Origin of the sequence: Acinetobacter pragensis (assembly GCF_001605895.1) — a bacterium.
GTDB lineage: Bacteria > Pseudomonadota > Gammaproteobacteria > Pseudomonadales > Moraxellaceae > Acinetobacter > Acinetobacter pragensis.
Window position 1 is genome coordinate 1 of record NZ_LUAW01000034.1, and the last position, 23,427, is coordinate 23,427.

Below are 23,427 nucleotides of genomic sequence, written 5' to 3' on the forward strand. Positions count from 1 at the left end.
GCAACATTCTGGATGCGCATCTGTATGAGCAGAAGCTGGTTGAWSAKKARWSMGCATATTTTTGCATTCAAAATTAAGGTTGGTCAGACGTTTTAGATTCCGAACTTTTGAATTGCGTATTGGCAATGTGCTTAGATTGAAAAACACGATAAAAAACTGTCTTAATACTTAATCTATTTGATGAAATTATGCCAATTTTAGCTGTAAACAACAGGTTGATAATTACACATTGCAATGCCATTGGATGGCTGGAACTTCTTAATTAGTCCAACGAAACACATTAAAACCATTCGTTATTTTAATGATGGTTTGTCCATTATGAGCCAGTATTGTTTTTTATTTCAGCGCATTCGTCCTTATGCAGAATATCGAGCCGCGAGTCGAAGTCAATCTTTAGCGGATAGCCCGAAGTTTGCAGATTGCTGTTTGTTTAAGTGGCAATATGCGGAACTGGCTAAATGATTTTAGTCCAAAGACTCCAGCTGTTTTAAAATTTGGCAGTCATCTACGGTGCTTTGAGATGTGCAGGATTGACGCAGCTGCTGCAATTGAACTTGAAATTTTTGCAGCTCCGCAATTCGGTTTTCAACATGCCCTAAATGTTCATCAATTAAGTCATTGACGGCACAGCAGTCCTGTTCAGGGTTTTGCTCGAGTTCAATCAGCCGCTGAATTTCTTTTAAGGTCATATCCAAGGCGCGGCAGCGCTGAATAAAAACTAATCTGCGCAGTGCATCGTCGTTGTAGTAGCGGTAATTATTTGCGCCCCGCAGGCTGGGCTGAACGAGCTGTTTCTTTTCATAAAAGCGGATGGTATCAGCACTTAACCCCGTTTTATGCACTAAATCTTTTATTAAATATTCTGCAGGATTATTTGGGTTCATAGAGCTTGACCTTAGAGTTGGTCCATAGTTTTGAATAAGCATAATACATATCAGAGCGACTTGAAAATGGCTTGTACTTGCAGTCACGAACCCGCACCTCCAAAACCGGACAGTAAATTCAGAACGGCCCTTTGGATTGCACTAGTCATTAATTTGGCGATGTTTGGTGTGGAATTGATTGGTGGGGCTTATGCACATTCATCGGCGCTTTGGGCCGATGCCTTGGACTTCTTCGGCGATGCTGTGAATTATGGCGTGTCACTGGCTGTATTGGGCGCGAGTCTATATTGGCGCGCATCCGTTGCATTGCTGAAAGGGCTTGTAATGGCTGGATTCGGCTTCATTGTGATCGCCAAGGTAATTTATGCCTACACGCAAGGCATACCGCCTGAAGCGATAACGATGGGGGCAATTGGTGTCTTGGCATTGGCAGCCAACATGTTTTGCGCGTTTATTCTTTATGCCTTCCGTGACGGTGATTCAAATATGAAATCTGTCTGGCTGTGCAGCCGAAATGATGCCATCGGCAATGTGGCGGTTATATTGGCAGCGGTCGGTGTTTTTGGTACCGGAAGCATGCTGCCGGATATTATTGTGGCTGTCATTATGGCCGTTTTAGGCCTGACGGGCGGTTATCAAGTAATGAAAAAAGCCCAGCAGGAGCGTAAAGAAAGTTCGGACGAAAAACAGGCCTTTCAGTCCACAGAGTAATAGAAAAAATCTGCGCTTTAAAAATGAAGATGGTCGGCAGCATTTTTGCGAACAGCCATTGTGCTGTTCGGCTTAAAATCAATGTTATGACCCTGATGAATAAACTTTGCCAGCTTCATGCTTATACTGGCAAAGTACTCTTTTGAAACATTTACGGCGGAAGAATGAAATTAGAAAAGCTGCTCATCTTTAAGCCAGCTGCTGGTTCATTTTGCTCCAAAAATTGTCCCAAAGTGCTAAATAGTCAGTTTGCAATTGCTGAAAGTGCAGCGCATTTTCAGATAAATAGCACTGTGTGAGCAATGCCCAAATGTCATCTTCATGGTTGTCATCATTGGCAAGGGTATTGCTTCCATCTGCTTCGGCAATGCCGTGGCAGGCATAGTAGCCTTGTGTGTAAATTTGCCCGTAGATTGAGATATTGCACCTCAGCGCTTCACTGAATTTAATCACCTGCAGTTCTGTGCACGCTAAAATCAGCAATAAATCTGCATACGAGTGCAGATGCTGCTGAATGAATTGCGCTAATGCAACCGCTTCATCTGCAGCTGCTTGCCGATCTGCTGCATTCAGCTCAAGCTGCTGCATCAGTTTTAAAAAATAGACTAAATGTGATTTGGATGGGGAGCTTTGATCAAGCTGGCGAGTATTGAATCCCAATTCATCGATCAGATTCAGCGACAATAAATAGCGTGAATATATTTTTGATGCGATACGCTTTTCAGGATCAATATTATGGCAATTTTCTAAACTGCAGGCTTGATAAATCGCCATGCTCAGCGCATCGGTAAAATTTTTGACGATTGCCGTGAAGTAATTAATATGAATGAATTTCAACTGCTCAAGACTAAGCTGGCACTGATTCAGCTTGTCTAGAATAGGATGTTTAAACAATATATGGCTTGCCGTTGAATGCTTTAATGCATTTACCGTTGCAGAATTGCTGTCCCATAATGCCGCTGCAGTAGAATTTTGAATAAAATGCAGAAGTTCTACACGGGTCAGTTCAGATTGAGTAAAAGAGAATGTATTCATATACTGCATTAAATTTTAATTTTTCATCTTTTTTTATCATAGTGAAAAAAACAGCAATCTTCCAGTTTTTTATTTTAAATAATTTATTATATTTCAGTATGTTGTAGATGTGCGTGCAGTATTTTTAATAAAAAGCCTAAGAAGTTCTGAATTTAAGATATAATTCACGCATAGAGGGGATGTAAATCTTATACATACAGTTGTTATGAGCCACTGGCTTAATTTTAAAGTTTGGTGCATCAGGTAAAATAAATGTCAAAAAAACAAGACATCATTAATACAGCGCTTAATCTCTTTAATTCGTATAGCTATAATTCAGTTGGTATCGATCGGATTATCAGTGAATCTGGCGTTGCGAAAATGACGTTTTATAAATATTTCCCGTCTAAAGCTAAATTGATAGAAGAATGTCTGGTGACCCGAAATCAAAATCTGCAGCAGTCTTTAGATGCGGCAATTGCTCAGTGCGACCCGAAAGATTACCTCTGCCATATCAGAACCATATTTGTATGGTACGACGCATGGTTCCGCACGGCGGATTTTAACGGCTGCATGTTTCAAAAAGCCGTAGAAGAAATCTCAAAAATTTATCCGTCATCTTTACAGCCGGCAATTGACTATAAAGAATGGCTTAAAGCTCAGCTGAGCCATGCATTGCAGCATTTGGGCATTCCGCAGCCCGACCAGCTGGCTGCATTTTTATCCAGTATTTTAGATGGCATGACCATTCAGGCGCAAATTGACCCGAATCAAGTTCATTTGGAGGACTACTGGAAAAGGGTGGATACACTGATTCAAATGGAATTAGCCAGTGCTTGATCGTGGTTAAAACATTCAAATGAAGCACTTTTTAACTGAAATTGATATTTAGCGCTCAGATAAAAGCTTAAAAAATAAAAAAGCGCGTTAACCGAAAGTTAAGCGCGCTCTGCTGATAATGAGTTATAACCTGCAGCATTCATTTTGCTGTAAAAAATGAAAGCTGCGGCAGTGAGATACTTAATGCATCTTCTTGTATTTATTTTGACCCTCTGAATGTTGGTTCATTCGTTTTTTCAGCAGTAAAATAGACAGACTTGTCTGTTTGGTCAGATTATATAGAATTTGATGTAAAAAACAACAGATACGGGATGAATCTGGCTGTTATTTATGCATTGTGGGTAAAATAAAAATAAATTGATCATTTTAGATGATTATTTTTCCAAAATGGCCGGCGGTAAATAGATTGTGAACGCATTGATTGGCTCAATCAGGACACTGTACGGCTTTAGCTGATCTTCAAATGAAACCAGATTCATGCGGGCCAGCAATTCAAAACGCGCATGATGCAGCTGAGCGGGTTTGGGCTGCAGCCGATCATGCCAAACGCGGTAAGTGCCTAACTGTCCATCACGGCGATGATAAAATCCAGCCAAGGGATGGGTTAAAAAGACCTGATAGCTTTCTAAATCCGGAAAGCCTTGGTATTGCCAAGCGTCTTCTTCAGATTGAGTTAAATGCAGTTCTGCGCCTGCCCATTCAGAGCGGGTCTGCATTTTGTATTGCTGATAAAGCCCCGAAGCATTTTGCTGGCAGTCAAATTCGAAATTTGCCGCATGCCAAGGCAATTGCCATAAATAGCGCGGCACTATCAATGTCCAAGAATCCAAAGTCGTGCCAATAAACCAGACACAGCGTTCCTGTGTTTTTTGATCAATGACGTAAACACGGTAATTGGTTTGTCCCATGGTAAATTTGGGAAATGGATAAACAGCAGACGTAAAATCGACATCAATAAACGGCACGACAGACATCAGCGCTTTTTCTGCGCCTTGATATTGAATGGTATCCAGTTGAAAGCGTGCTGGAATGATGTCTTGGAAACGGGCTGGTTCTATCGCATAGGTAATTAATGCGAAATGCTGCAGTTTGCATTGCACATCAATGCCTTTGGGCTGAGGGCGCGGATGCAGGAAATCTTGAAATTTTAATTGCGGGAATGTCATAAATTTAATTTTCAGGTTTTATCATTGTGATTGAATCTTAGCAAATGAATGCGCAGCATAAATAATAGATAGCGCAGAAAGGAGTTTGTTTTTGAATACAATATTCAGTGAATTCAGCATGCTTTAGGTAAAATATGTGACCTGAATTGAACTATCTTTTCAATTGATTTTTCGCTTAATATGTCAGCTTGCTGCTGAAAATTAAAAACCGTTAAAACAATGAAAACATTATATTTGCGTCAAATGCCTTTGCTGATGGTATTGTTGGCGGGCAGCCAGCACGGTATGGCAACCGTATCCGCTGGAAAAGCTTTTGCTGAATTGAATCATGAAAATTTGATCGGAAAATGGCGCTGCAGTTCGGAGATTGCCGAATATCAAATTAAAACCAATACACAGGATGAATACCGCGCTGACGGTGCATATTCATCTGAAAGTGTAACCGAGATTAAGCGGGGAGATACCGTTCAGCGGTCTTCAATTCAGGTAGAGGCGCAGTGGACCTTAAGCGGCAACAGCGTGCGCCTCAGTCAAATTCAGCTGAAAGCGGCACAGTCTGATGATCCTGCCTATGCTGTCCGTTTACAGGAGGTTTTTCAGAAGTTTGACTGGGCGGAAAACAGGGTATTGAGCATATCCCGCAGTTCATTGGTATTTTTGCCCCTTGCGCCAATGGCTTCAGATAGGCCGATTCATTGCCAGCGATAGAATTTTCGGCTGAATTAACAATGCAAATTATTTTATCAGGCACAGTCTGGTTTTGAATGCTGTCACCGCGGTGCTGACGCTGAAGGGCGCATAATGTTGAATACAGCATAAAAAAAGCGCACCGAAGTGCGCTTTTTTGGAGTTTTAGTCCAAATTATTTTTCAACGAAGGCGCGTTCAATCACGTAATCGCCAAGAACACCCATTTTAGGCGATTCTTTCAGGCCGTGCTGATCTAGAAGCGCAACAACATCATCAAGGAATGCTGGACTGCCGCAAAGCATAGCGCGGTCAGTTTCTGGGTTAAAGCGCGGCAAACCGATTTTTTCAAACAGCTGTCCAGTTTCAATAGCTGTAGTTACACGGCCTTGAGTATGGAATTCTTCGCGGGTAACTGTTGGGTAGTAAACCAATTTGTCTTTAATGCCTAATTCTTCAAAGAATTCATGGTTTGGCAGTTCATTAAGGATTAAATCTTGGTAAGCCAATTCAGAAATGAAGCGTGTGCCGTGCACAACAATCACTTTTTCAAAGCGTTCATAGGTTTCTGGGTCACGGATAGTTGACAAGAATGGCGCAAGACCTGTTCCTGAAGAAAGCAGATACAGGTTTTTACCCGGATTTAAATCATCAAGAACCAAAGTGCCCGTCGGTTTTTTAGAAACCAAAATATCATCGCCCACTTTTACTTTTTGCAAAATAGAAGTTAAAGGGCCATCCGGCACTTTAATAGAGAAAAACTCTAATTCTTCTTCATAGTTTGCGCTGGCGATAGAATACGCACGCATCAGTGGCTTGCCATTCACTTCAAGACCAATCATCACAAATTGACCATTTTTAAAACGCAGCGCAGTATCGCGAGTGGTTTTAAAACTGAATAATGTGTCATTCCAGTGGTGTACGTGAGTAATCTTTTCGACGTTGAAAGCAGCCATTAAAGGTCTCAATAAATTATCAAATTAGAACAGGTTGCTATTCTAATCTAAAATCATTCTCGATAAACTGAATATATTTAATTGAACTTATCAGAAAAAGTGATTATGACAGGCTTAAATCTGCCAATTATTGGGTATATGAATTCTCCCTACAAAGAAAAGTTCGGGATTCCGCGCCAGCCTAACTTGGTGCAGGTGGAGTCGTATATCGAAATGCAGGCGCCGTATAATGATGTATTGGCATTTGAGGGTATTGATGAATTCAGCCATCTTTGGCTGGTGTGGCAATTTCATGACAATAAAAATCAGCATGAACCAGTCAAATTCCGCCCGCAAGTACGTCCGCCGCGCTTAGGGGGCAATAAAAAAATAGGCGTGTTTGCGACACGCAGTATGTACCGTCCTGCACCGATTGGCTTATCCGTTGTGCAGCTGAAAGACGTCAAAAAAGTAGGCAAATCTGTTCGGGTGTATGTCACTGGCAGCGATTTGCTGGATGGAACGCCCATTATTGATATTAAGCCTTATATTCAGTATTCAGATGCAGTCTTGAATGCACAAAGCGGCTATGCGCAGGCAGAACCTCAGCGAAAGGCTGTTATTTGGAGCAATGAAGCTGAAATCCAGCGTGATCAATATCTAAAAACACAGCAGTTGACTGCTCAGCTGATTGATGAGCTTGAGCAGGTGTTGAGCCTCGATCCGCGGCCAGCATATCAAGATGATGTAGACAGAGAATATGGCATGCTGTTTGCCGCATTTAACATTAAGTTTCAGGCGAATGATGAGCTGATTCAAATTACTGCCGTAGCGCTATAGAAAAGGAAAAAAGGAGCTTTAAAGCTCCTTTTTTAATACTGCCAATTGTGTATTTATGGTTTCATATTGGCTTGAATGAATTTTGCTGCAGTGTCGTTATACCAAGAACATTGATTATTTAAAGTCTCAATTTCTTCAATAGCCAGCTTACGTTCTGCTTCTGTTAAGGATGCATCTAATTGATCCTTTTCTTCTTGAATGTATTGAGCCAAACTGTATTCAACACCTTTTAAATAACGCCCAGCGCCGTAATAGCTGCCTTGATATTCAGCTGCGCCGTATGAAGCGCCTGCTTCTGTACTGTCATCTGAATATAAGTAAGCAATGGTGTCTTTATAAGTTTTTTTGAAGATATGTGAATTATTTTCAGCATATTTTTTAGCATAATCATCAAATCCATAGTCTTTGAGAGTACTGCCATTTGTATATAAATACAGATTTTCCTGATTATTGCTGCGCAGTGTATCCTGTAGGCAAGAAGAGCCTGCTGGGAAGTTTAAGTTATTGACTTTATTATAATAAGATTGACGCGTTGGGCCAAAGCTCGCATTTGGGCTGTTTGCAATCTCCCATTGATCTCTTGACTCTAAAGTTGCTAAAGCATTTTTTCCGCTTAAATCAATTTTTTTGAATTGCGTCGTAAACATCAGGCCGCTCGATCCTACAGGAGAATAGGGCTTTTGGCTGAAGAGCAGATTATTAAAAGTGCCTGTTCCTGCTTCATATCCATATTTGGAATTTTGCGGGCCGAAATCTTGATATACACCATCTTGAGTAATCAAATAATCATTATCAATTTCAGCTGAATCGTCTTGAAGATATAAATTGCCATGATCTAAGGTGATAACTTGATGAACTAATTCAAGCGCTTCATTAACTGCATATCCGCCATTAAGTTCAAAATAATGCCATTGCTGAAAATCTTTATTTTCTTCAGCTGCTCCGCCATTGCTCCCTGTGTAATCACTTGAAGAACTTCCTCCTCCGCCTCCGCAGCCCATGAGTGTTAATGCTGTAATTATTGATAGGCTCAGGCTTTTCAGCTGCATTGGTTATACCCTCTGTTTTTTAATATTAATAAATGCTTAAAGCACAGGGATAATATTGTAAATATTATGTAATAAAGAGAATTTTTATTTTAAGAAATGTTAATGGTTTTATTGTTACTGATGAATAGGATTGGCTGTTAAATGTTATTTAACAAAATCGGCTTTTATCTGTACAGAATCAGCAAACTGATTAATACGGCCATATGCAGAATCTGGACTGGTGCAAAAACACGGAAATACTGCCAGCCGCCTGTCAGCAGTGCGTTGATAGATTTCGCAATAGCATGGGCAGCAAGACCTAAAATAAAAGCGTAAAAGACAGCAGTTTCAGCCGGGGATCCTTGCATGACGACTGTTGCCATCGCTGCATGAATCTCAAAGAGGGACGCAAGCAAAGTGCCGGCAATCAAGCCTGCATCACCCAGCCACAGATTTAATCCATATACTCCCGCTTGAATGAGCGTTAAGGTGGCTGCAATTATTCCAGCTTCTTTCAGGCTGAACATGCGTGTATCGGCTTGCGGTATTTGTTCAGCAGGCGCGGCATTGCGCAGCTGCCAATAGGCGCAGCAGGCTAAAATAACGGTAGCAATGAGTGTTGGGATAATAATTGTTTTAAGCCACAGCATACTGACGCCAGCCACTATAATCAGCAGCTGCAGCAGGGTGGCGACGCAGGACATTAAAGCCGCGCCAGCATTTGCTTTGGCGCTTGCCCGTCCGGAACGGACTTCCATGCCTAGGCTTGCAACCGCCGCAGTACTGGACACAAATCCTGAGGCGATAGAGGATAGAATCATGGCGTTTTTTGATGTCAGCAGGCGTTTTGCAATATGCGCCAATGATTGCACGGCTAAAATCAACGTCAGCAGCTTTAAAATAATATAGGGATTTAACGCCGAGCCCCAAAGCGGTGTATTCGGTGTTAAGGGCAAGGCAATCAGAATCAGCGCCAGCAAGAATAAGCCATCTCTAAATTCTGCTTCTGTAATCCACTTTCCGGCAATGCTGTGCATAGAGCGTTTCGCCATTAAAATTACAGTCAGAAATACCGCTAAGCCTGCAGCCAAAGGGGCATTCCATAAACACATGGCGCCTATAAAATAGGTCATGACAAATGCAAGTTCAGTGGTAATCCCAGGATCTTCCGGCTGATTTTTGATAGACAGCACTGTCATGCCGCCTACAATAATTGCACCCGCAATGCCGACAGCCGCACCCAGCAGAAAACACATTGCGCCCAGCAGCGCACAGATCGTAAAGGAGCGCAGGCCTGCAAAACTATGCTGATTTTCCCGCTGTTTGCTGCGTTCACGTTCTAGGCCAATCAGCATCCCGCAGCCTAATGCGGATGCAAACATGGCGAGCAGTTCTTGAAATGAACTGCTATTGACCGAAAGCATTGAAAAATCCAAAGATTTCTCCGGAAAATAAAATCTGATGATTGAGTGAAATATAGGCGATGCGTAGAAGAATGATCAAGTGAAAATCACGCCAATGTGAATTAAACCATAAAATAAGTAAGGGAATACTGCACAGCCAATGCATTTGCGCTGAATGATGTTCTGATGATGGCGCTTAAGGGGCTTTAATTGTTCAACACCGCAATGAAAACTTGCTATAGTTGGGGCATGTTTGGGGACATGAACGAATGACATTTAATTTTGAAATTGACACCTCTTGGTGCCTAGAGCAATTACAAAAAGACGGCCGTATTACCGAACGTGAAAAAATGCTGATTCAAACCACGCACCGTCAGCGTGAACAGCTGAAATGGCATCCTTTGCAATGGATTGCCAATTTTAATTTACCCGATTTGGGCCATCCGCAATCAACGCTGACCCTGAACCGTTTATGTCAGTGGCTTTCAGAGAAATCTGAGGTGCCATTTTATGTGATTGATCCATTAAAAGCCGATGTTCAGGCGCTGACCAGTGTCATGTCGCAAGAATTTGCCATGCGCAATAAAATTTTGGCCGTGGAACTGCAAAATGAATTTGTGCTGATTGCGACGGATCAGCCTTACAAATCGGAATGGATGACCAATTTAGAACGCACCGTGCTTCCAAGGAAGATTAAGCGGGTTCTGCTCAGCCCAGACCAGCTGCAGCGCTATTTGGTTGAATATTATCAGGTAAGCCGTGCGGTGAATTCATCGCAAAAATCATCTACGTATGACCGTGAAAACAAAGGTGTAGAGGCTTTGTTGCAGCTGGGTGATTCACAAAATCCAGATGCCAATGATCAGCATATTGTCAAATTGGTCGACTGGGTTTTGCAGTTCGCCTTTGAACAGGGCGCCAGCGATATTCATTTAGAGCCGCGTAAAGATACGGGTAAAGTGCGTTTCCGTATTGATGGCGTGCTGCATACAATTTACAACATGCCGGCCAATACACTGACTGCCGTCATTTCTCGGATTAAGATTTTAGGCCGGATGAACGTTGCGGAAAAGCGCAAGCCGCAGGATGGCCGTTTAAAAACCCGCACTCCGAAAGGGCAGGAAACCGAGCTGCGTTTATCGACGCTGCCGACCGCCTTCGGTGAAAAGCTGGTCATGCGTATTTTCGATCCGGAAGTGCTGGTGCGCAGCTTTCAGCAGCTGGGTTTTGAAGGTCGTTTGCAGGAGTCGTGGAATCAGCTGACCAGCCACAGCCACGGCATCATTTTAGTGACTGGCCCGACAGGTTCAGGTAAAACCACCACGCTGTATTCATCTTTAAAGCAGCTGGCGACCGAAGAAGTCAATGTCTGCACCATTGAAGACCCTATTGAAATGCTGGAGCCGAGCTTTAACCAAATGCAGGTCAATACCGGCATTGATTTGGGGTTTGCAGATGGTGTGCGGGCGCTGATGCGGCAGGATCCGGACATTATTATGGTCGGGGAAATTCGCGATCATGACACCGCCAATATGGCTATTCAGGCCGCTTTGACAGGGCATCTGGTTTTGTCGACACTGCATACCAATGATGCGCCCTCCAGTTTAACCCGTCTGCATGATTTAGGCGTTCAGCCATTTTTGACCGCCGCCACAATTTTAGGTGTGCTGGCGCAGCGCTTAGTGCGCCAGCTGTGTCCGCACTGTAAAGAGGAAACCTTTATCAATGATCAGGAATGGAAACACTTAACTTTTGACTATAATGTCAAAACGCCTGAATTTGTTTTTAAAGCAGTCGGCTGTGAAGCCTGCCGCCATACGGGCTATAAAGGCCGTGTCGGTATTTATGAGTTTATGCCTTTAAGTTTAGAAACAAAGCACCTGATCGGCGCCAATGCTGATTTAGCGCAACTGCGCCAGCAGGCGCGCAAAGAAGGCATTGAACCGCTGCGGATTGCGGGTGCGCGTAAAGTGGTTGCCGGCATTACCACCTTAGAGGAAGTCTTGCGGGTTGTGCCGTTAAATTAAGCTGAGGCGCGCTGTTAGCCTATAAAGCGCTCTTAAGGTTCAGTTCATTTGCAGTTGTTTTAATGACTTTAACGCAATACAACATAACGATGAGGCTAGAACATGAATACGTTCACTAAAGTCATTTTGGCTGCTGGTTTTACTGCTGTATCAGCGGTGTCTATGGCGAATACGGTAAAAGCGCCGGCAATGCCGGAACATGCAGCTCATGAAGCGGTCAATCATGCTTCTTTTGCCAAGGCGGTAACCGTAAAGCAGGCGCTGTCGTTGAAAGATGATACCAAGGTTGAATTGAAAGGCCATGTTGTGAAATCGCTGGGTGATGAAAAATATCAGTTCCGAGACAGCACGGGCACCATCACAGTCGAGATTGATGACAAGCTTTGGCATGGCAAAAAAGTATTGGCAAAAACCCCTGTAACGATCACAGGCGAAATTGATATTGACCATAAGCCTGCAAAACATGTCAGCATTGATGTGGATTCAGTGAAGTTCTAATCTGCACAGCACAATGAACTGCAGTTTTTTAACAATATGACAGCATGCCGCTATGATGATAGGCATGCTGTTTTTATTTGTGTAATAACAATGCTATAAAGAATTTTAAGCAGTATCATAAATCAAAAATAGCAATCAACAGGCAGAAGCTTTATGAGAATTTTGCTGGCAGAAGACGATGTTTCTCAGGCGCAAAGCATTAAGACTTGGCTGGAAATGGATGGCTACAGTATTGACTGGGTAGAACGCGGAGACTTTGCTATCTCAGCCATTAATCAGCATCAGTATGACTGTGTGCTGCTGGATCGCGGCCTGCCGAAGGCCACGGGGGATGAAATTCTGCAAGCCCTGCGCAAGAAACAGCTGAATACACCGGTTATATTTTTGACTGCACGCGACAGCGTGCAGGACCGCGTAGAAGGGCTTGATTTAGGCGCCAATGATTACTTGGTTAAGCCTTTCAGCCTAGAAGAGCTGTCAGCGCGGGTTCGTTCGCAAATACGCCAAAAGCATAGTGTAAACAGCCAGCAAATTCATTTCGCTGATTTGACTTTGGATACGCAAGCCAAAATTTTGGTGCAAAATGGCGAAACGCTGACGCTGACAGCCAAAGAGTTCCAAATTCTGTATAAGCTGATGCAGAAGCCAGAGCATGTGATTACCCGAGAACAATTGGAAGAGTCGCTATATGCCTGGGGAGATGAAATTGAAAGCAATGCCATTGAAGTTTTTATTTATCAATTGCGTAAAAAAATCGGCAGCCAATACATCAAAACGATACGCGGATTAGGTTACCGCATGAATCAGCCGCAGGATTAGCCATGCAGGATAAGCAAGCGGTTTCACTGCAGCATCGGCTGGTCAAAACGTCAGTTTTCAGTTCAATTGCTGCAGGCCTCATTTCTTTGCTGCTGCTATTGGGCATTTCTATTTATCAAACCATGCATCTGCAAGATGAAATCATGGATGAAATTTCAGATATGCTGCTGCTGACGGATATCACCAAATCATCAGGCCACCAAATTGATGAGCTGAGTGATCAGTTTGATATTCACTACCGCCTGATTTATGAGGGGCAAACCCTTACTCAGTCCGAAGATGCGCAAAATGATGTATTTAAATATTTAATTCAGCATCCTGCAGAGCAGGGCTATTCCATCATGTGGCATAAGGAGCAGCTTTGGCGTACCTTTGTGCAAAATGAGTCGGATATGACCCTGTATGCCGTCCAGCCCTTAAAAATCCGCTTCGAGGAAATTATTTCCACTGCAGCAGGATATGCGGCAATTTTAGCGGTACTGTGGTGCCTGCAGTGGCTGATTGTACATATGTCTGTGAAAAGGCAATTCAAATCGATTCATGCGCTGTCTCATCAAATTTCTGAAAAAAGCGCGGACGATTTAGAGCCCATCATTTCGCCGCAACCTGAATTGGCAGAGCTGCAGCCGATGGTGCAGCAGCTGAACTATATGCTGGAGCGGGTAAAGCAGGCCTTAATTGCGGAGCAGCGCTTTACCGCTGATGCCTCGCATGAGCTGCGTTCGCCGCTGTCTGCAATTCAAATGCGGGTACAGGTCCTGAATCGAAAATATCAGGATCATCCGCAGCTGCAAGCTGAATTGCTGCATATTCAGCAAGATGTCAGGCGCGGGACACAAGTGCTGGAAAATCTGCTGCTGCTGGCGCGGCTGGACCCGTCAAAACCGGATGATTTACCGAAAGCACAAATTGATTTGGCGGATGTGACCCATGATGTGCTGCTGGCGCTGGCGCCATTCATGCAGCAAAAAGATATTCATGTGGATACGCAAATGAATTCCTTAACGGTGTTCGCCAATGCGGAGCTGCTGTTTACCTGCTTGCGCAATTTGGTTGATAACGCCATGCGCTATAGCAATGCGCATGGACAGCTGCAGATTCAAATCCTTGATGCAGCCCAGCAGGCCACATGGATGATTGAGGACAACGGCACAGAGGTCACTGAGGACGTGCTGCAAAGAATGGGGGAACGCTTTTACAGGGCTTTAGGAACGCAGACCCAAGGTACAGGATTAGGGCTATCAATCTGTAAAAAAATTATTGAATTGCATAATGGAAAAATTGTCTTTTCTAAATCATCTTTGGGCGGTTTGAAAGTGCAGGTTGTATTGCCTAAACATACCGAATTCATTTCTTCGGTTTAATTATATTTTTGAAGGTACGTCTTAAAAAGCAGTATGCGCTGATTCATACTGCTTGTTTCCACGTTTATTATTATTTCTCTGTTTTAATTATTTTGTGAGAATGAGCCTATTGTTGCGTGTTAAGCGTAAGCGGTATTCTTCACCGGCATGCATAATGCGGATTTCACGGCCTAATGCAAATAAATTATTAGAATGCAGCATTGGAAGTGCATGATGAGATTCTGTGCTGCGTGTAAACAAGCTAAATGGTGCGTTCATTCCGTTGACTCCGTGGTGTGTTTGAGTGATTTAAATGATAATCATTATCGAATAGGCCTGTCAACGGTAAATGATAATATTTTATAAAAAACTCAAATTTGCTTACACTCGGTAAAACTTTAATGAAATGGAAACCGTTTTATGTCAAAGCCTAATCTTCATATTGCTATTGGTATTTTGCTGCATCATGGAAAAGTTTTGGTCGGTTGGCGTGAAGTATCGCAGCATCAGGGCAATAAGCATGAGTTTCCGGGCGGAAAGGTGGAAGAGGGTGAAACACCCGTAGAGGCTTGCCGCCGTGAGATTTATGAAGAGGTGGGCATCGGGCTGCATGATTGGCAGGCATTTGATTTTATCCGTCATGAATATGACGATGTGATTGTGAATTTGCATCTGTTTCAAGCGGCAGTTCCTGATGAATTACTGAATGAAATTCAGCCGCCTTGGGCTTGGTATAACCGGGATCAGCTACTGGATTTGAATTTTCCCAAAGCCAATAAGGCCATGCTGAAACGCCTGTATTGGCAGCGTTATATTAAAATATCCGATGATTTGTCTGCATTGGCGCAAATCAGTGAACAGCAATTAATGTACTGGCGTACTGAGGCTACACCGGAAAAAATAAAAGATCTGGCCGAATGCAATATCAATCTGCTGGATAAATTAATCGTCAATATCGAGCTTTGGAAGCAGCTGAACAGCATACAGCAGCAAGGTATAGGCGCAGTTCATTTAAAACAGGCGCAATGCATGCAGCTAAAAAAAGGCGATTTAAAAATTGGCTGCCGCTATCTGGCGGCCTGCCATGATTTAATTTCGGCTTTGCATGCGCAATCCATTGGCTGCGACGCCATATTGCTGAGTCCTGTATTGCCGACAGAAACACATCCGGATGCTCCAGCATTGGGCTGGGAACAGTTTGAAATGATAGCAGCACAGCTGGATATTCCAGTTTTTGCTTTGGGCGGCATGAAACAGGACAATTTAATAGATGCACAGCAGCACAAAGGCTATGGAGTTGCCGGTGTACGTTTCTTTTAAGTATCTAAGCATCGAAAAGTAGAAACGCTTTAAAATGATGAAGGTGCTTGCTGCAAAAGTATTTTAGAAGCATTGGAATAGAAAAGCCCATTAAAGGGCTTTTAAGGCTTGCTGCGCTTTTTGAACGGTTTGGGTTTTATTTTGCTTTTTCCCCGCTTGCAGAATGATATTCCACAGCTGCTTTTTCATCGGAGCGCTCTGAGCATAGCTTAAACCCCGCTGCGCTAAAGCCTCTGCATTGGCCGGCTGATTTTTACGGTTGGCAATCATCGCAAGGTACATAAAGGTTTCCGCTGATTGCGGCGCCAGACGCTGCGCTTGCATTGCTGCAGTTTCAGCTTTACTCAATTCACCCTTTGCATAGGCTGTCTGCGTCTGCTGCATTAACTTTTTAAATGCAGGCAGGTTGCGGCCATCTTCAAACTTCTGAACCCGTTCCTGCTGTTTGGGAATGACTATCCGCTTGCGTTCAATATCCGGGTGGTCATAGGGATGAATAACGACCCCGGAAGGGCTGCGGATGTCTTTAGCAGAATCTTTGTCTATCTTTTTCTCAGGCGCACTTTGCTCCGGCGCAGGCAAGCTTTGACAGCCTGCAAGTCCGGCCAGCACTGTGCAGATAAGTATCTTTTTTAAAATCAATTCAAACCTCAATTGTTGTAGCTTCCGCTGGAAATAACACGGGGATTGTCAGACATATCCTGATCCATGTTATTTTCACTCTCTTGAATGTAGTTGTCTAAACTATCATTTTTCGGAGCTGCTTCTTGAGGCGCTTCAGTATCGCTTGTGTAAGGCTGTACTTCATATTGTGTCTGACCGCATGCTGTTGCGCGGTTCGGAATAGAGCTGCGCAGCAGAGGAATATGAATTGCGCCTGCACAGCCAGCAGCAGACAGTTCGCCTGTATTGCTGTCCAGCCAGTGCCACTGCACATCGTCCGGCTGGCGTAAATTTACAGGTTTTTGACGCAGCTGCTTCATCACATTGATCCACACAGGCAGCGCGCCAGATGAACCTGTCAGTCCTGTAATCTTATTGTCATCCAATCCTAGCCAAACGACAGCAGCATAGTTGCCGGAGTAGCCTGCAAACCATGAATCACGGGTATCATTTGTCGTACCTGATTTACCAGCAAGCTCCAAGGATGTTGGGAACGTATTATAGGCTGATTTACCTGTACCTGAAGACATAACCCGCTGCAAGCCATAATTGAGAACATAAGCGGCAGCAGGGTCAATGGTCGGCTGCACAGAGAGGCTGTAGCGTTCCAAAATATGACCATTGCTGTCAACTACAGAACGGATGGATTTAACCGGATATTTAAAGCCGCCAGTAGCGAAGTTGCCATAAATACTCATCACTTCCATAGGCGACATGTCTACAGCGCCTAAATAAATAGATGGATAGCTCGGAATATTCGATGTTACGCCAAATTTTTTCAGATGGTTGATGAAGGTGGATATTCCAAATTCTTGACCTAAACGCACTGCAGACAGGTTGTATGAATGGGACAAGGCCTGAACCATTGGAACAACGCCGTGTTCACCGCCGCTGTAGTTTTTCGGCGTCCATGCTTTGCTTTCACTTTGAATGCTGATCGCGCTGTCTTGAATCTGGCTGGCCCAGTTATAGCGGCCTGTTTCAATTGCGCTAAGATAAATCACGGGTTTTAGCAGAGAGCCGACTTGGCGTTTAGCATCCACCGCACGGTTAAAGCCTGTGAAGTCTTGCGTAGAACCCACAGCCGCGACCAATTCGCCATTTTCTGGATGGGTAATCAGCACAGCGCCTTGTAGCTCTTTTAAACGGTTCGGGTTGGCTTTGCTTAAGCGCGCTACGGTTTCTTTAAAACTGTTTTGAATTCGGGTTTGCGCCAAGGGGTCTAAGGTTGTAAAAATCTTCAGGCCTTGATTGGTTAAATCACCTTCTTGATATTCTGTACGAAGCTGACGGCGCACAACATCTAAGAAATCCGGAAAGCGGGCAGGGCCAAGAGTCGGTTTGGCGATGACATTCAACGGGCGGGCAGTTTCTGTTTCATACTGCTGCTGGGTTAAATAGCCCATCACCAGCATATTGTTCAGCACAATGTCACGGCGTTTTTTAGCCGCTTCAGGATTGCGCCAAGGATTATATAAAGTCGGGCCTTGAACTAAACCGACCAAATAAGCCTGCTGGGCAATATTCAGCTCACGCAAAGGCAGACCAAAATAAAATTGCGACGCCAAGCCATAACCGTTAATGGAATAGTTGCCATTTTGCCCTAAATTCACTTCATTTAAATATGCTTCAAGAATTTCATCTTTGTCATAATGCAGTTCAATTAACAGCGCCATCAGCGCTTCATTCACTTTACGCTTTAAAGTTTTCTCAGGACTTAAGTAAAAGTTTTTGACCAGCTGCTGGGTTAGGGTTGAACCGCCCTGACGTTTTCCGCCAGTCACGTTGCTGACAATAGCACGCGCGGTTCCGCGAACAGACACGCCATGATGATGGTAGAAATTGCGGTCTTCTGTAGCGATCAAAGCTTCGATCAGCGGTTTAGGCACATTTTTCAGCTTAATCAGCACACGGTCTTCATTGTGCTGCGGATAAATGCCGCCAATTAATAAAGGCTCTAGACGCGCGATGCCGCTAGACGAAGGCTTGGTCGCGCTGACATCTGCCACCGTATCTTTGCCGAATGAAATCTTTAAAACTTGCTCAGGTTCTACACTGTCGCCAAAGTCAAAACCGCGGGTATGCACATATAGTTCATTGCCTGATGCAACAAAACTGCCTGTTTTTGCATAGCTTTCAGCATTTTTGTAGCCAAGCATTTTCAGTTCTTCACGCAAATCATCCTGACTGACAGGCGCATTGGTGTAGATTTCCAACGGACGTGCAAAAACCTTCGCAGGGATATCCCAGCGCTGGCCTTCAAATTTGGCTCTGACGACATTGTCTATTTTAATCAGATAAATACTGAATGCGACGAATGCGCAAATAACCAAAACACAGAAAATGAATGCAATAGTGCCGATGCCACGTTCAGACTTCATAAATTGTTATAAGATCCTGAGAAATTTCGCTAATCATGCGAAGCTTTTACGTAATTTGCAATATTTAAACTGTATATGTATGCAAAATATCAAGGCTTCGGTCAGATTAATTAGCAAATCAAAGTTTTTTTAAATCAAAAGCGTTAATGCTATGATAAGCATGAGGCGTAGCGGAGCAATGGCGCAGGTGCAAATTTCACATAAGACTTTTCGTAATATCGGACTAATTGGACGTCCTGACAAATCGTCAGTGGTAGAAACCTTATGCCTGATACATGATCATTTATTAAGTTTAGGGCTGCATCCGGTTTTTGATACGGAAACAGCTCAATTGGTTCCCTACACCAATACCCAAACTGTCAGTAAAGCTTTGCTGGGTGAAGTGGTTGATTTGGTTATTGTTGTGGGCGGTGACGGTTCTTTGCTGCATGCCGCGCGCTCATTGGTCAAGTTCAATACCCCCGTCATCGGGGTCAACCGCGGACGTTTAGGCTTTCTAACTGACATCAAGCCGACGGAAGTTATTTTTAAGCTTGATCAGGTGTTGAAAGGTGAGTTTCAGCAGGACCGCCGTTTTTTGCTGGAAATTGAAATTCGCTCTAAAGGCGAAACCATTTATGATGCGATTGCTTTAAATGATGTCGTGCTGCATTCGGGAAAATCAGTGCATATGATTGACTTTGAGCTGAATATTGACGGTCAGTACGTATACCGCCAGCACAGTGACGGCTTAATCGTATCGACTCCGACAGGTTCAACAGCGTATGCATTGTCCGGCGGTGGGCCTATTGTTCATCCAAGCATGGATGCCATTGCATTGGTGCCGATGCATCCGCATACTTTGTCATCCCGTCCGATTGTGGTCGGCGGTCAAAGTGAAATTAAGATTATTATCCGTGAAAACCGTGTACTGCCCATGGTCAGTGCGGATGGCCAGCACAGTGTAACGCTGGGTGTTGGCGACAGCTTACACATCCGTAAGCATCCATTTAAACTAAATTTGCTTCATCCGCCAGGGTATGATTTTTATATCGCATGCCGTACTAAACTTGGCTGGAATCAAGACTTTGACTCATTTAAACAGGATTAGCCCATGAATATTGAACAAATGCTTGCCGTATTGGATCCTGAAATCGTTGCGCGTTTAAAAACTGCGATTGAAATTGGTAAATGGCCCAATGGTGTAGCGCTAAGTCCAGAACAGCGTAAGACCTGCATGCAGGCGGTATATGCGTGGGAAATTAAAAACCTGCCTGAAACTGAGCGCAGCGGCTATATTGACCGCGGTACCAAAGAAGAAGACGAACATTGCGATTCTCATGTAGAAGAACCAGAGTTCAAGCCAATCCGCTTTGTATAAAGCCGTGGAAGTGCATAGCGTTAAAGTAACTGATGATACTATTGTTAAGCGCACAGCAAAAAAACCAGCTTCGGGCTGGTTTTTTTAATTGGCGATACTGATGCTGTACATTTGGCTCTGTTCAAAACTGACACATAAGGCGTAAATGCTGACATCTGCAGGCAAGATAAAATCTAAATGATTTTCATGAAATAGACGTTCATCTTCAGTGAGCTCATCTGCATTTAAAAATGAACGGTCATCCAATTCCAATTTTTCAATAATTTGTTCTGTACTGGGTTTGGGCGTACCGAAATGCGCTGTCCAATAAGCTGCAGGAACAGTATCTAAATGATGCTGAATAAACTGCATGACCACTTGGGTAAAAACATTTCTAAAACTGATGGCGTCATATAATGCGTTGCGGGCCAATGTCTCTTTTTCTGTGACATTGCTGTTCAGGGTAATTGTCATGTGGATTCCTCTTTTTTTATATTTGTGATAACGGATGCACACAATTAAATTAGCATTAATGATCCGCTATGCCTAGCGGATCTCTCTGCGGTCTGTATAAATCTTGCAGCAGTTAAATCTTAAAATGATTGAGCTGAATTTCGGCCCAGCCACATTGCTTCAGCTTGCTGCATGGCATCGTCAAAGCTTGACGCTGCACCCATGGCATATAATGCGATTCCCATGGTTTCCACGACTGCTATTTCACCGTATTCGTGATTTTGTGTGCCTTCCCAAACGGCTTTAAATACAGCAAGGTCTAATTCTTCTTCTACAGGGCTGCGGTTGCTGGTGAGTTTCGGCAGTTCGTGTTCATACATTTCGCCTTCTTTAATACCGCAAATTAATGTTTTGGCATCCGGATTGCGTTCGAACTCTCCGCCTTCGCCTTTTATAACGGCACTGTTTTGGTAGCCGAGTTTAAAAGCGGACTGTTGGTGAGAACTGCGGTATGCCGGGTGGAAAATAGCCTGCATGGTGGCTTTGGCATTAAATGGATTGATTAGGCGCGCTAATGTATGAATAGGGGAGCGCAACCCCATAACATTACGCAGTGAAATTAAATCACTTAAAATTGGGGAAATTGCATGCAGGGGCAGATAGGCAAAATTGCGCTCTGTCAGCTGCGCTTCAACGTCGGTATCGTTGCTGCAAATTGGGTAGCTGAGATATTCTAAAACCTGTTCGGTGTACAGCCGGTTTAAAGTATGGCCAGATGCGCCGTGCATAACTATTTTATAGCCATGATGCGCCAGTGTCAGCGCTGCCAGTAAAAACCACGGATAATGCTTGCGTTTGCCGGCATAAGAAGACCAGTCTAAATCGACCTGTAAAGGCTGGAAATTCAGCTGATCACGGGTCGCCTGCACAAAGCCGGCCAGTTCATCTACAGATTCTTCTTTAACCCGCAGCAGCATCAGAAACGCGCCTAACTGAACGTCAAGCACTTCATCTTTTAAAATCATGCTGAACGCTTGATAGGCTTCGTCATAGCTCAATGAACGGGCCCCATTTTTCCCTTTGCCGATAATGCGGATAAATTGGGCAAATGGATGTTCAAAATCTTTATAGATATTTCGTTTGATATTCATGGCGCCGGATTTTAAAAAGTATTAGCAAACATTAAAGTATAGGTGAACCTTGTAGTCTACTTTTTCACTCGGTATTTTTCAGTCAAATTTTAGTGCCCATTTAGTTGGTGCTAGACTATAGTCTAATAAAAAATGCGTATTTATTAATCAAACTTAACATTTAAGGCCAAAACTCGGCTTTAGAAATTGGTAAAATTTAACCGTATTTCTGTGTGTTCTTCATCTCCCGACCATTTGCTGCATGCAATTTTGGCTTGGCGTGGTTTTTTTCCCTTAAAAATCACACTCACACTTTTTAAGATTTTTTAAGTATTGGATGATACTCAATACGATAGTGCTCTTTTGTCAGCGGCAAATGAGTTTGGGCTGTTTATTTTCTTAGGAAATAAACATAAAAATGGAAACTTCTGGAAACAGAAGCTGATCGTGAAGTATTCTCATGACGAAAAAACCAATTTATAAGTCGCTGTATTTTCAGGTGATTGTAGCTATTATTTTGGGTGTTCTGGTGGGGCATTTCTCACCAAGTTCCACTGAAATTGTGAACGGCGTAAAACAAAGCGTGCCTGGATTGGGTGAGCAATTAAAACCACTGGGTGATGCTTTCATCAAGCTGATTAAGATGATTATCGCGCCAGTGATTTTCTGTACGGTTGTCAGCGGTATTGCCGGCATGGAAAGCATGAAATCTGTCGGTAAAACCGGCGGTATTGCGCTGCTTTACTTTGAAGTTGTGTCTACGCTGGCATTAATTATCGGTCTGGTGGTGATTAATATCGCCAAGCCGGGTGCAGGCATGAACATTGATCCTGCGACTTTAGATGTATCAGGCATCTCTAAGTACGTTGAATCCGGCGCTTCGCAATCCACTGTTGATTTCTTGCTGCATATTATTCCAAATACAGTGGTTGGCGCCTTTGCTGAAGGTGAAATTCTGCAAGTCCTGCTGTTTGCGCTGCTGTTTGGTTTTGCGCTGCATAAGTTAGGCGATGCCGGTAAGCCTGTATTGAAATTTATTGATCAAATTTCACATGTGTTCTTTAACATTGTAAACATGATCATGAAGCTTGCTCCGATTGGCGCATTCGGTGCGATGGCATTCACTATTGGCAAATACGGCATTGGTTCGCTGGCTCAATTGGCGCAATTGATTATCTGCTTCTACGTGACTTGCCTGCTGTTCATTTTCATTGTGTTGGGTTCGATTGCCCGTTTCTGCGGTTTCAGCATTTTAAAAATGATCCGCATGATCCGCGAAGAATTGCTGATTGTACTTGGAACATCTTCATCTGAATCTGTATTGCCGCGCATGCTGAAAAAGCTGGAAATTGCCGGCTGCGAAAAATCTGTGGTTGGTTTGGTTATTCCTACAGGTTATTCATTCAACTTGGACGGTACCTCAATTTATTTAACAATGGCTGCCATCTTTATTGCGCAAGCAACCAATACACAGTTGGATTTAGCACATGAAATTACGCTTTTAGCGGTTCTGCTGATTTCATCTAAAGGCGCTGCAGGCGTAACAGGTTCAGGCTTTATTGTTATGGCGGCGACGTTGTCTGCTGTCGGCCATATTCCTGTTGCCGGTTTGGCATTGATTTTAGGTATTGACCGCTTCATGTCAGAAGCCCGTGCATTAACCAACTTAGTCGGCAACTCCTTGGCCACTATTGTGGTTGCAAAATGGGTCGGCCAATTAGATACCGCTAAGCTGAATGATGCATTGAATAATCCTGCAGAAGTTGACCGCAAAATGCTTGAAGAAAACAATCAAGCCCACGCTTAATTCTTCATGCCATTACTGAATCTTAGGATTCACTGAAAAAGGAAGCTTCGGCTTCCTTTTTTGTTGCTGCAGGTTTGGGCGGTATGTATTTTTATAAAATTTGAACGCGCAGTTTTCCCGCATGACACTTACTCAAAACT

General features: G+C 43.5%; 23 protein-coding genes. 12 read left to right on the forward strand and 11 right to left on the reverse strand.

All coding sequences use genetic code 11. The features are described 5' to 3' along the window. Positions 1-464 precede the first annotated feature (464 nt). Positions 465-884: a Cd(II)/Pb(II)-responsive transcriptional regulator gene (locus AZH43_RS13690; protein ID WP_067670622.1), complete on the reverse strand. Its 420-nt coding sequence runs from the start codon at positions 882-884 to the stop codon at positions 465-467. A 66-nt stretch (positions 885-950) separates the two neighbouring features. On the opposite strand from AZH43_RS13690, the gene AZH43_RS13695 reads away from it, so the two are divergent. Next, a complete protein-coding gene (locus AZH43_RS13695) occupies positions 951-1,595 on the forward strand; it encodes a cation transporter (RefSeq protein WP_067670624.1) in 645 nt (214 codons plus the stop codon). A gap of 189 nt (positions 1,596-1,784) precedes the next feature. Here the strand turns inward: AZH43_RS13695 and AZH43_RS13700 are convergent, their stop codons facing one another. Then, complete coding sequence (locus AZH43_RS13700; protein WP_067670626.1) at positions 1,785-2,630, reverse strand: hypothetical protein; 846 nt, start codon at positions 2,628-2,630, stop codon at positions 1,785-1,787. Positions 2,631-2,882: 252 nt separating this feature from the next. On the opposite strand from AZH43_RS13700, the gene AZH43_RS13705 reads away from it, so the two are divergent. Continuing rightward, positions 2,883-3,449 carry a TetR/AcrR family transcriptional regulator gene (locus AZH43_RS13705; protein WP_067670628.1) on the forward strand — a complete coding sequence of 189 codons (567 nt, stop codon included), beginning with the start codon at positions 2,883-2,885 and terminating at the stop codon, positions 3,447-3,449. Between the two features lie 374 nt (positions 3,450-3,823). Here AZH43_RS13705 and AZH43_RS13710 read toward each other — a convergent pair whose 3' ends face one another. Then, on the reverse strand, positions 3,824-4,615 hold the full coding sequence (locus AZH43_RS13710) for a DUF2071 domain-containing protein (protein WP_067670630.1): 792 nt from the start codon (positions 4,613-4,615) through the stop codon (positions 3,824-3,826). A gap of 219 nt (positions 4,616-4,834) precedes the next feature. On the opposite strand from AZH43_RS13710, the gene AZH43_RS13715 reads away from it, so the two are divergent. Further along, positions 4,835-5,323, forward strand: a complete 489-nt coding sequence (locus AZH43_RS13715) for a hypothetical protein (protein ID WP_067670632.1) — start codon at positions 4,835-4,837, stop codon at positions 5,321-5,323. Between the two features lie 154 nt (positions 5,324-5,477). Here the strand turns inward: AZH43_RS13715 and AZH43_RS13720 are convergent, their stop codons facing one another. Continuing rightward, a complete protein-coding gene (locus tag AZH43_RS13720) occupies positions 5,478-6,257 on the reverse strand; it encodes a ferredoxin--NADP reductase (protein ID WP_067670634.1) in 780 nt (259 codons plus the stop codon). Positions 6,258-6,362: 105 nt separating this feature from the next. On the opposite strand from AZH43_RS13720, the gene tsaA reads away from it, so the two are divergent. Continuing rightward, positions 6,363-7,076 (forward strand): tRNA (N6-threonylcarbamoyladenosine(37)-N6)-methyltransferase TrmO, encoded by a 714-nt coding sequence (tsaA, locus tag AZH43_RS13725; RefSeq protein ID WP_067670636.1) that lies wholly within the window; start codon positions 6,363-6,365, stop codon positions 7,074-7,076. 53 nt (positions 7,077-7,129) lie between these two features. On the opposite strand, the gene AZH43_RS13730 is transcribed toward tsaA, so the two are convergent. Further along, positions 7,130-8,125, reverse strand: coding sequence for a hypothetical protein (locus AZH43_RS13730; protein WP_067670638.1), 996 nt, complete (start codon positions 8,123-8,125; stop codon positions 7,130-7,132). A 164-nt stretch (positions 8,126-8,289) separates the two neighbouring features. Then, on the reverse strand, positions 8,290-9,528 hold the full coding sequence (locus AZH43_RS13735; protein ID WP_067670640.1) for an MgtC/SapB family protein: 1,239 nt from the start codon (positions 9,526-9,528) through the stop codon (positions 8,290-8,292). Positions 9,529-9,776: 248 nt separating this feature from the next. Here AZH43_RS13735 and AZH43_RS13745 point away from each other — a divergent pair, with 248 nt between their 5' ends. The 4 genes from AZH43_RS13745 (at position 9,777) to AZH43_RS13760 (ending at position 14,215) form a co-directional block, all read left to right on the forward strand. Beyond that, a complete protein-coding gene (locus tag AZH43_RS13745) occupies positions 9,777-11,534 on the forward strand; it encodes a GspE/PulE family protein (protein WP_067670644.1) in 1,758 nt (585 codons plus the stop codon). A gap of 102 nt (positions 11,535-11,636) precedes the next feature. Then, the gene (locus AZH43_RS13750; protein ID WP_081406827.1) at positions 11,637-12,032 is read left to right on the forward strand and encodes a NirD/YgiW/YdeI family stress tolerance protein; all 396 of its coding nucleotides are present in this window, start codon (positions 11,637-11,639) and stop codon (positions 12,030-12,032) included. Positions 12,033-12,185: 153 nt separating this feature from the next. Further along, positions 12,186-12,851 (forward strand): response regulator transcription factor, encoded by a 666-nt coding sequence (locus AZH43_RS13755; RefSeq protein ID WP_067670646.1) that lies wholly within the window; start codon positions 12,186-12,188, stop codon positions 12,849-12,851. Between the two features lie 2 nt (positions 12,852-12,853). Then, the gene (locus AZH43_RS13760; protein ID WP_067670648.1) at positions 12,854-14,215 is read left to right on the forward strand and encodes a sensor histidine kinase; all 1,362 of its coding nucleotides are present in this window, start codon (positions 12,854-12,856) and stop codon (positions 14,213-14,215) included. Positions 14,216-14,302: 87 nt separating this feature from the next. On the opposite strand, the gene hemP is transcribed toward AZH43_RS13760, so the two are convergent. Then, positions 14,303-14,473, reverse strand: coding sequence for a hemin uptake protein HemP (gene hemP / locus AZH43_RS13765; protein ID WP_067670649.1), 171 nt, complete (start codon positions 14,471-14,473; stop codon positions 14,303-14,305). Positions 14,474-14,614: 141 nt separating this feature from the next. On the opposite strand from hemP, the gene AZH43_RS13770 reads away from it, so the two are divergent. Beyond that, the gene (locus AZH43_RS13770; protein WP_067670651.1) at positions 14,615-15,514 is read left to right on the forward strand and encodes an NUDIX domain-containing protein; all 900 of its coding nucleotides are present in this window, start codon (positions 14,615-14,617) and stop codon (positions 15,512-15,514) included. 90 nt (positions 15,515-15,604) lie between these two features. On the opposite strand, the gene AZH43_RS13775 is transcribed toward AZH43_RS13770, so the two are convergent. Together AZH43_RS13775 and mrcB are read right to left on the reverse strand one after the other, a co-directional pair. Next, positions 15,605-16,153 carry a hypothetical protein gene (locus tag AZH43_RS13775; RefSeq protein WP_067670818.1) on the reverse strand — a complete coding sequence of 183 codons (549 nt, stop codon included), beginning with the start codon at positions 16,151-16,153 and terminating at the stop codon, positions 15,605-15,607. Positions 16,154-16,164: 11 nt separating this feature from the next. Next, positions 16,165-18,558: a penicillin-binding protein 1B gene (gene mrcB, locus AZH43_RS13780; RefSeq protein ID WP_067670653.1), complete on the reverse strand. Its 2,394-nt coding sequence runs from the start codon at positions 18,556-18,558 to the stop codon at positions 16,165-16,167. 151 nt (positions 18,559-18,709) lie between these two features. On the opposite strand from mrcB, the gene AZH43_RS13785 reads away from it, so the two are divergent. Both AZH43_RS13785 and AZH43_RS13790 read left to right on the forward strand, forming a co-directional pair. Further along, positions 18,710-19,648 (forward strand): NAD(+) kinase, encoded by a 939-nt coding sequence (locus AZH43_RS13785; protein ID WP_067670654.1) that lies wholly within the window; start codon positions 18,710-18,712, stop codon positions 19,646-19,648. Between the two features lie 3 nt (positions 19,649-19,651). After that, entirely contained in the window at positions 19,652-19,918 is a 267-nt protein-coding gene (locus tag AZH43_RS13790) for a YeaC family protein (protein ID WP_067670656.1), read from the forward strand. A gap of 84 nt (positions 19,919-20,002) precedes the next feature. Here AZH43_RS13790 and AZH43_RS13795 read toward each other — a convergent pair whose 3' ends face one another. Further along, positions 20,003-20,371 (reverse strand): hypothetical protein, encoded by a 369-nt coding sequence (locus tag AZH43_RS13795; protein ID WP_067670659.1) that lies wholly within the window; start codon positions 20,369-20,371, stop codon positions 20,003-20,005. A gap of 119 nt (positions 20,372-20,490) precedes the next feature. Further along, entirely contained in the window at positions 20,491-21,501 is a 1,011-nt protein-coding gene (locus AZH43_RS13800) for a glycosyl transferase family protein (protein ID WP_067670661.1), read from the reverse strand. Positions 21,502-21,940: 439 nt separating this feature from the next. Here AZH43_RS13800 and AZH43_RS13805 point away from each other — a divergent pair, with 439 nt between their 5' ends. Next, positions 21,941-23,287, forward strand: a complete 1,347-nt coding sequence (locus AZH43_RS13805; protein WP_067670663.1) for a dicarboxylate/amino acid:cation symporter — start codon at positions 21,941-21,943, stop codon at positions 23,285-23,287. Positions 23,288-23,427: the final 140 nt, after the last annotated feature.

Bases quoted from the DNA above. Each gene is read 5' to 3' on its own strand.
- AZH43_RS13690 (WP_067670622.1), bottom strand. From the start codon at position 884: ATGAACCCAAATAATCCTGCAGAATATTTAATAAAAGATTTAGTGCAT.
- AZH43_RS13695 (WP_067670624.1), top strand. From the start codon at position 951: ATGGCTTGTACTTGCAGTCACGAACCCGCACCTCCAAAACCGGACAGT.
- AZH43_RS13700 (WP_067670626.1), bottom strand. From the start codon at position 2,630: ATGAATACATTCTCTTTTACTCAATCTGAACTGACCCGTGTAGAACTT.
- AZH43_RS13705 (WP_067670628.1), top strand. From the start codon at position 2,883: ATGTCAAAAAAACAAGACATCATTAATACAGCGCTTAATCTCTTTAAT.
- AZH43_RS13710 (WP_067670630.1), bottom strand. From the start codon at position 4,615: ATGACATTCCCGCAATTAAAATTTCAAGATTTCCTGCATCCGCGCCCT.
- AZH43_RS13715 (WP_067670632.1), top strand. From the start codon at position 4,835: ATGAAAACATTATATTTGCGTCAAATGCCTTTGCTGATGGTATTGTTG.
- AZH43_RS13720 (WP_067670634.1), bottom strand. From the start codon at position 6,257: ATGGCTGCTTTCAACGTCGAAAAGATTACTCACGTACACCACTGGAAT.
- tsaA (WP_067670636.1), top strand. From the start codon at position 6,363: ATGACAGGCTTAAATCTGCCAATTATTGGGTATATGAATTCTCCCTAC.
- AZH43_RS13730 (WP_067670638.1), bottom strand. From the start codon at position 8,125: ATGCAGCTGAAAAGCCTGAGCCTATCAATAATTACAGCATTAACACTC.
- AZH43_RS13735 (WP_067670640.1), bottom strand. From the start codon at position 9,528: ATGCTTTCGGTCAATAGCAGTTCATTTCAAGAACTGCTCGCCATGTTT.
- AZH43_RS13745 (WP_067670644.1), top strand. From the start codon at position 9,777: ATGACATTTAATTTTGAAATTGACACCTCTTGGTGCCTAGAGCAATTA.
- AZH43_RS13750 (WP_081406827.1), top strand. From the start codon at position 11,637: ATGAATACGTTCACTAAAGTCATTTTGGCTGCTGGTTTTACTGCTGTA.
- AZH43_RS13755 (WP_067670646.1), top strand. From the start codon at position 12,186: ATGAGAATTTTGCTGGCAGAAGACGATGTTTCTCAGGCGCAAAGCATT.
- AZH43_RS13760 (WP_067670648.1), top strand. From the start codon at position 12,854: ATGCAGGATAAGCAAGCGGTTTCACTGCAGCATCGGCTGGTCAAAACG.
- hemP (WP_067670649.1), bottom strand. From the start codon at position 14,473: ATGAACGCACCATTTAGCTTGTTTACACGCAGCACAGAATCTCATCAT.
- AZH43_RS13770 (WP_067670651.1), top strand. From the start codon at position 14,615: ATGTCAAAGCCTAATCTTCATATTGCTATTGGTATTTTGCTGCATCAT.
- mrcB (WP_067670653.1), bottom strand. From the start codon at position 18,558: ATGAAGTCTGAACGTGGCATCGGCACTATTGCATTCATTTTCTGTGTT.
- AZH43_RS13785 (WP_067670654.1), top strand. From the start codon at position 18,710: ATGATAAGCATGAGGCGTAGCGGAGCAATGGCGCAGGTGCAAATTTCA.
- AZH43_RS13790 (WP_067670656.1), top strand. From the start codon at position 19,652: ATGAATATTGAACAAATGCTTGCCGTATTGGATCCTGAAATCGTTGCG.
- AZH43_RS13795 (WP_067670659.1), bottom strand. From the start codon at position 20,371: ATGACAATTACCCTGAACAGCAATGTCACAGAAAAAGAGACATTGGCC.
- AZH43_RS13800 (WP_067670661.1), bottom strand. From the start codon at position 21,501: ATGAATATCAAACGAAATATCTATAAAGATTTTGAACATCCATTTGCC.
- AZH43_RS13805 (WP_067670663.1), top strand. From the start codon at position 21,941: ATGACGAAAAAACCAATTTATAAGTCGCTGTATTTTCAGGTGATTGTA.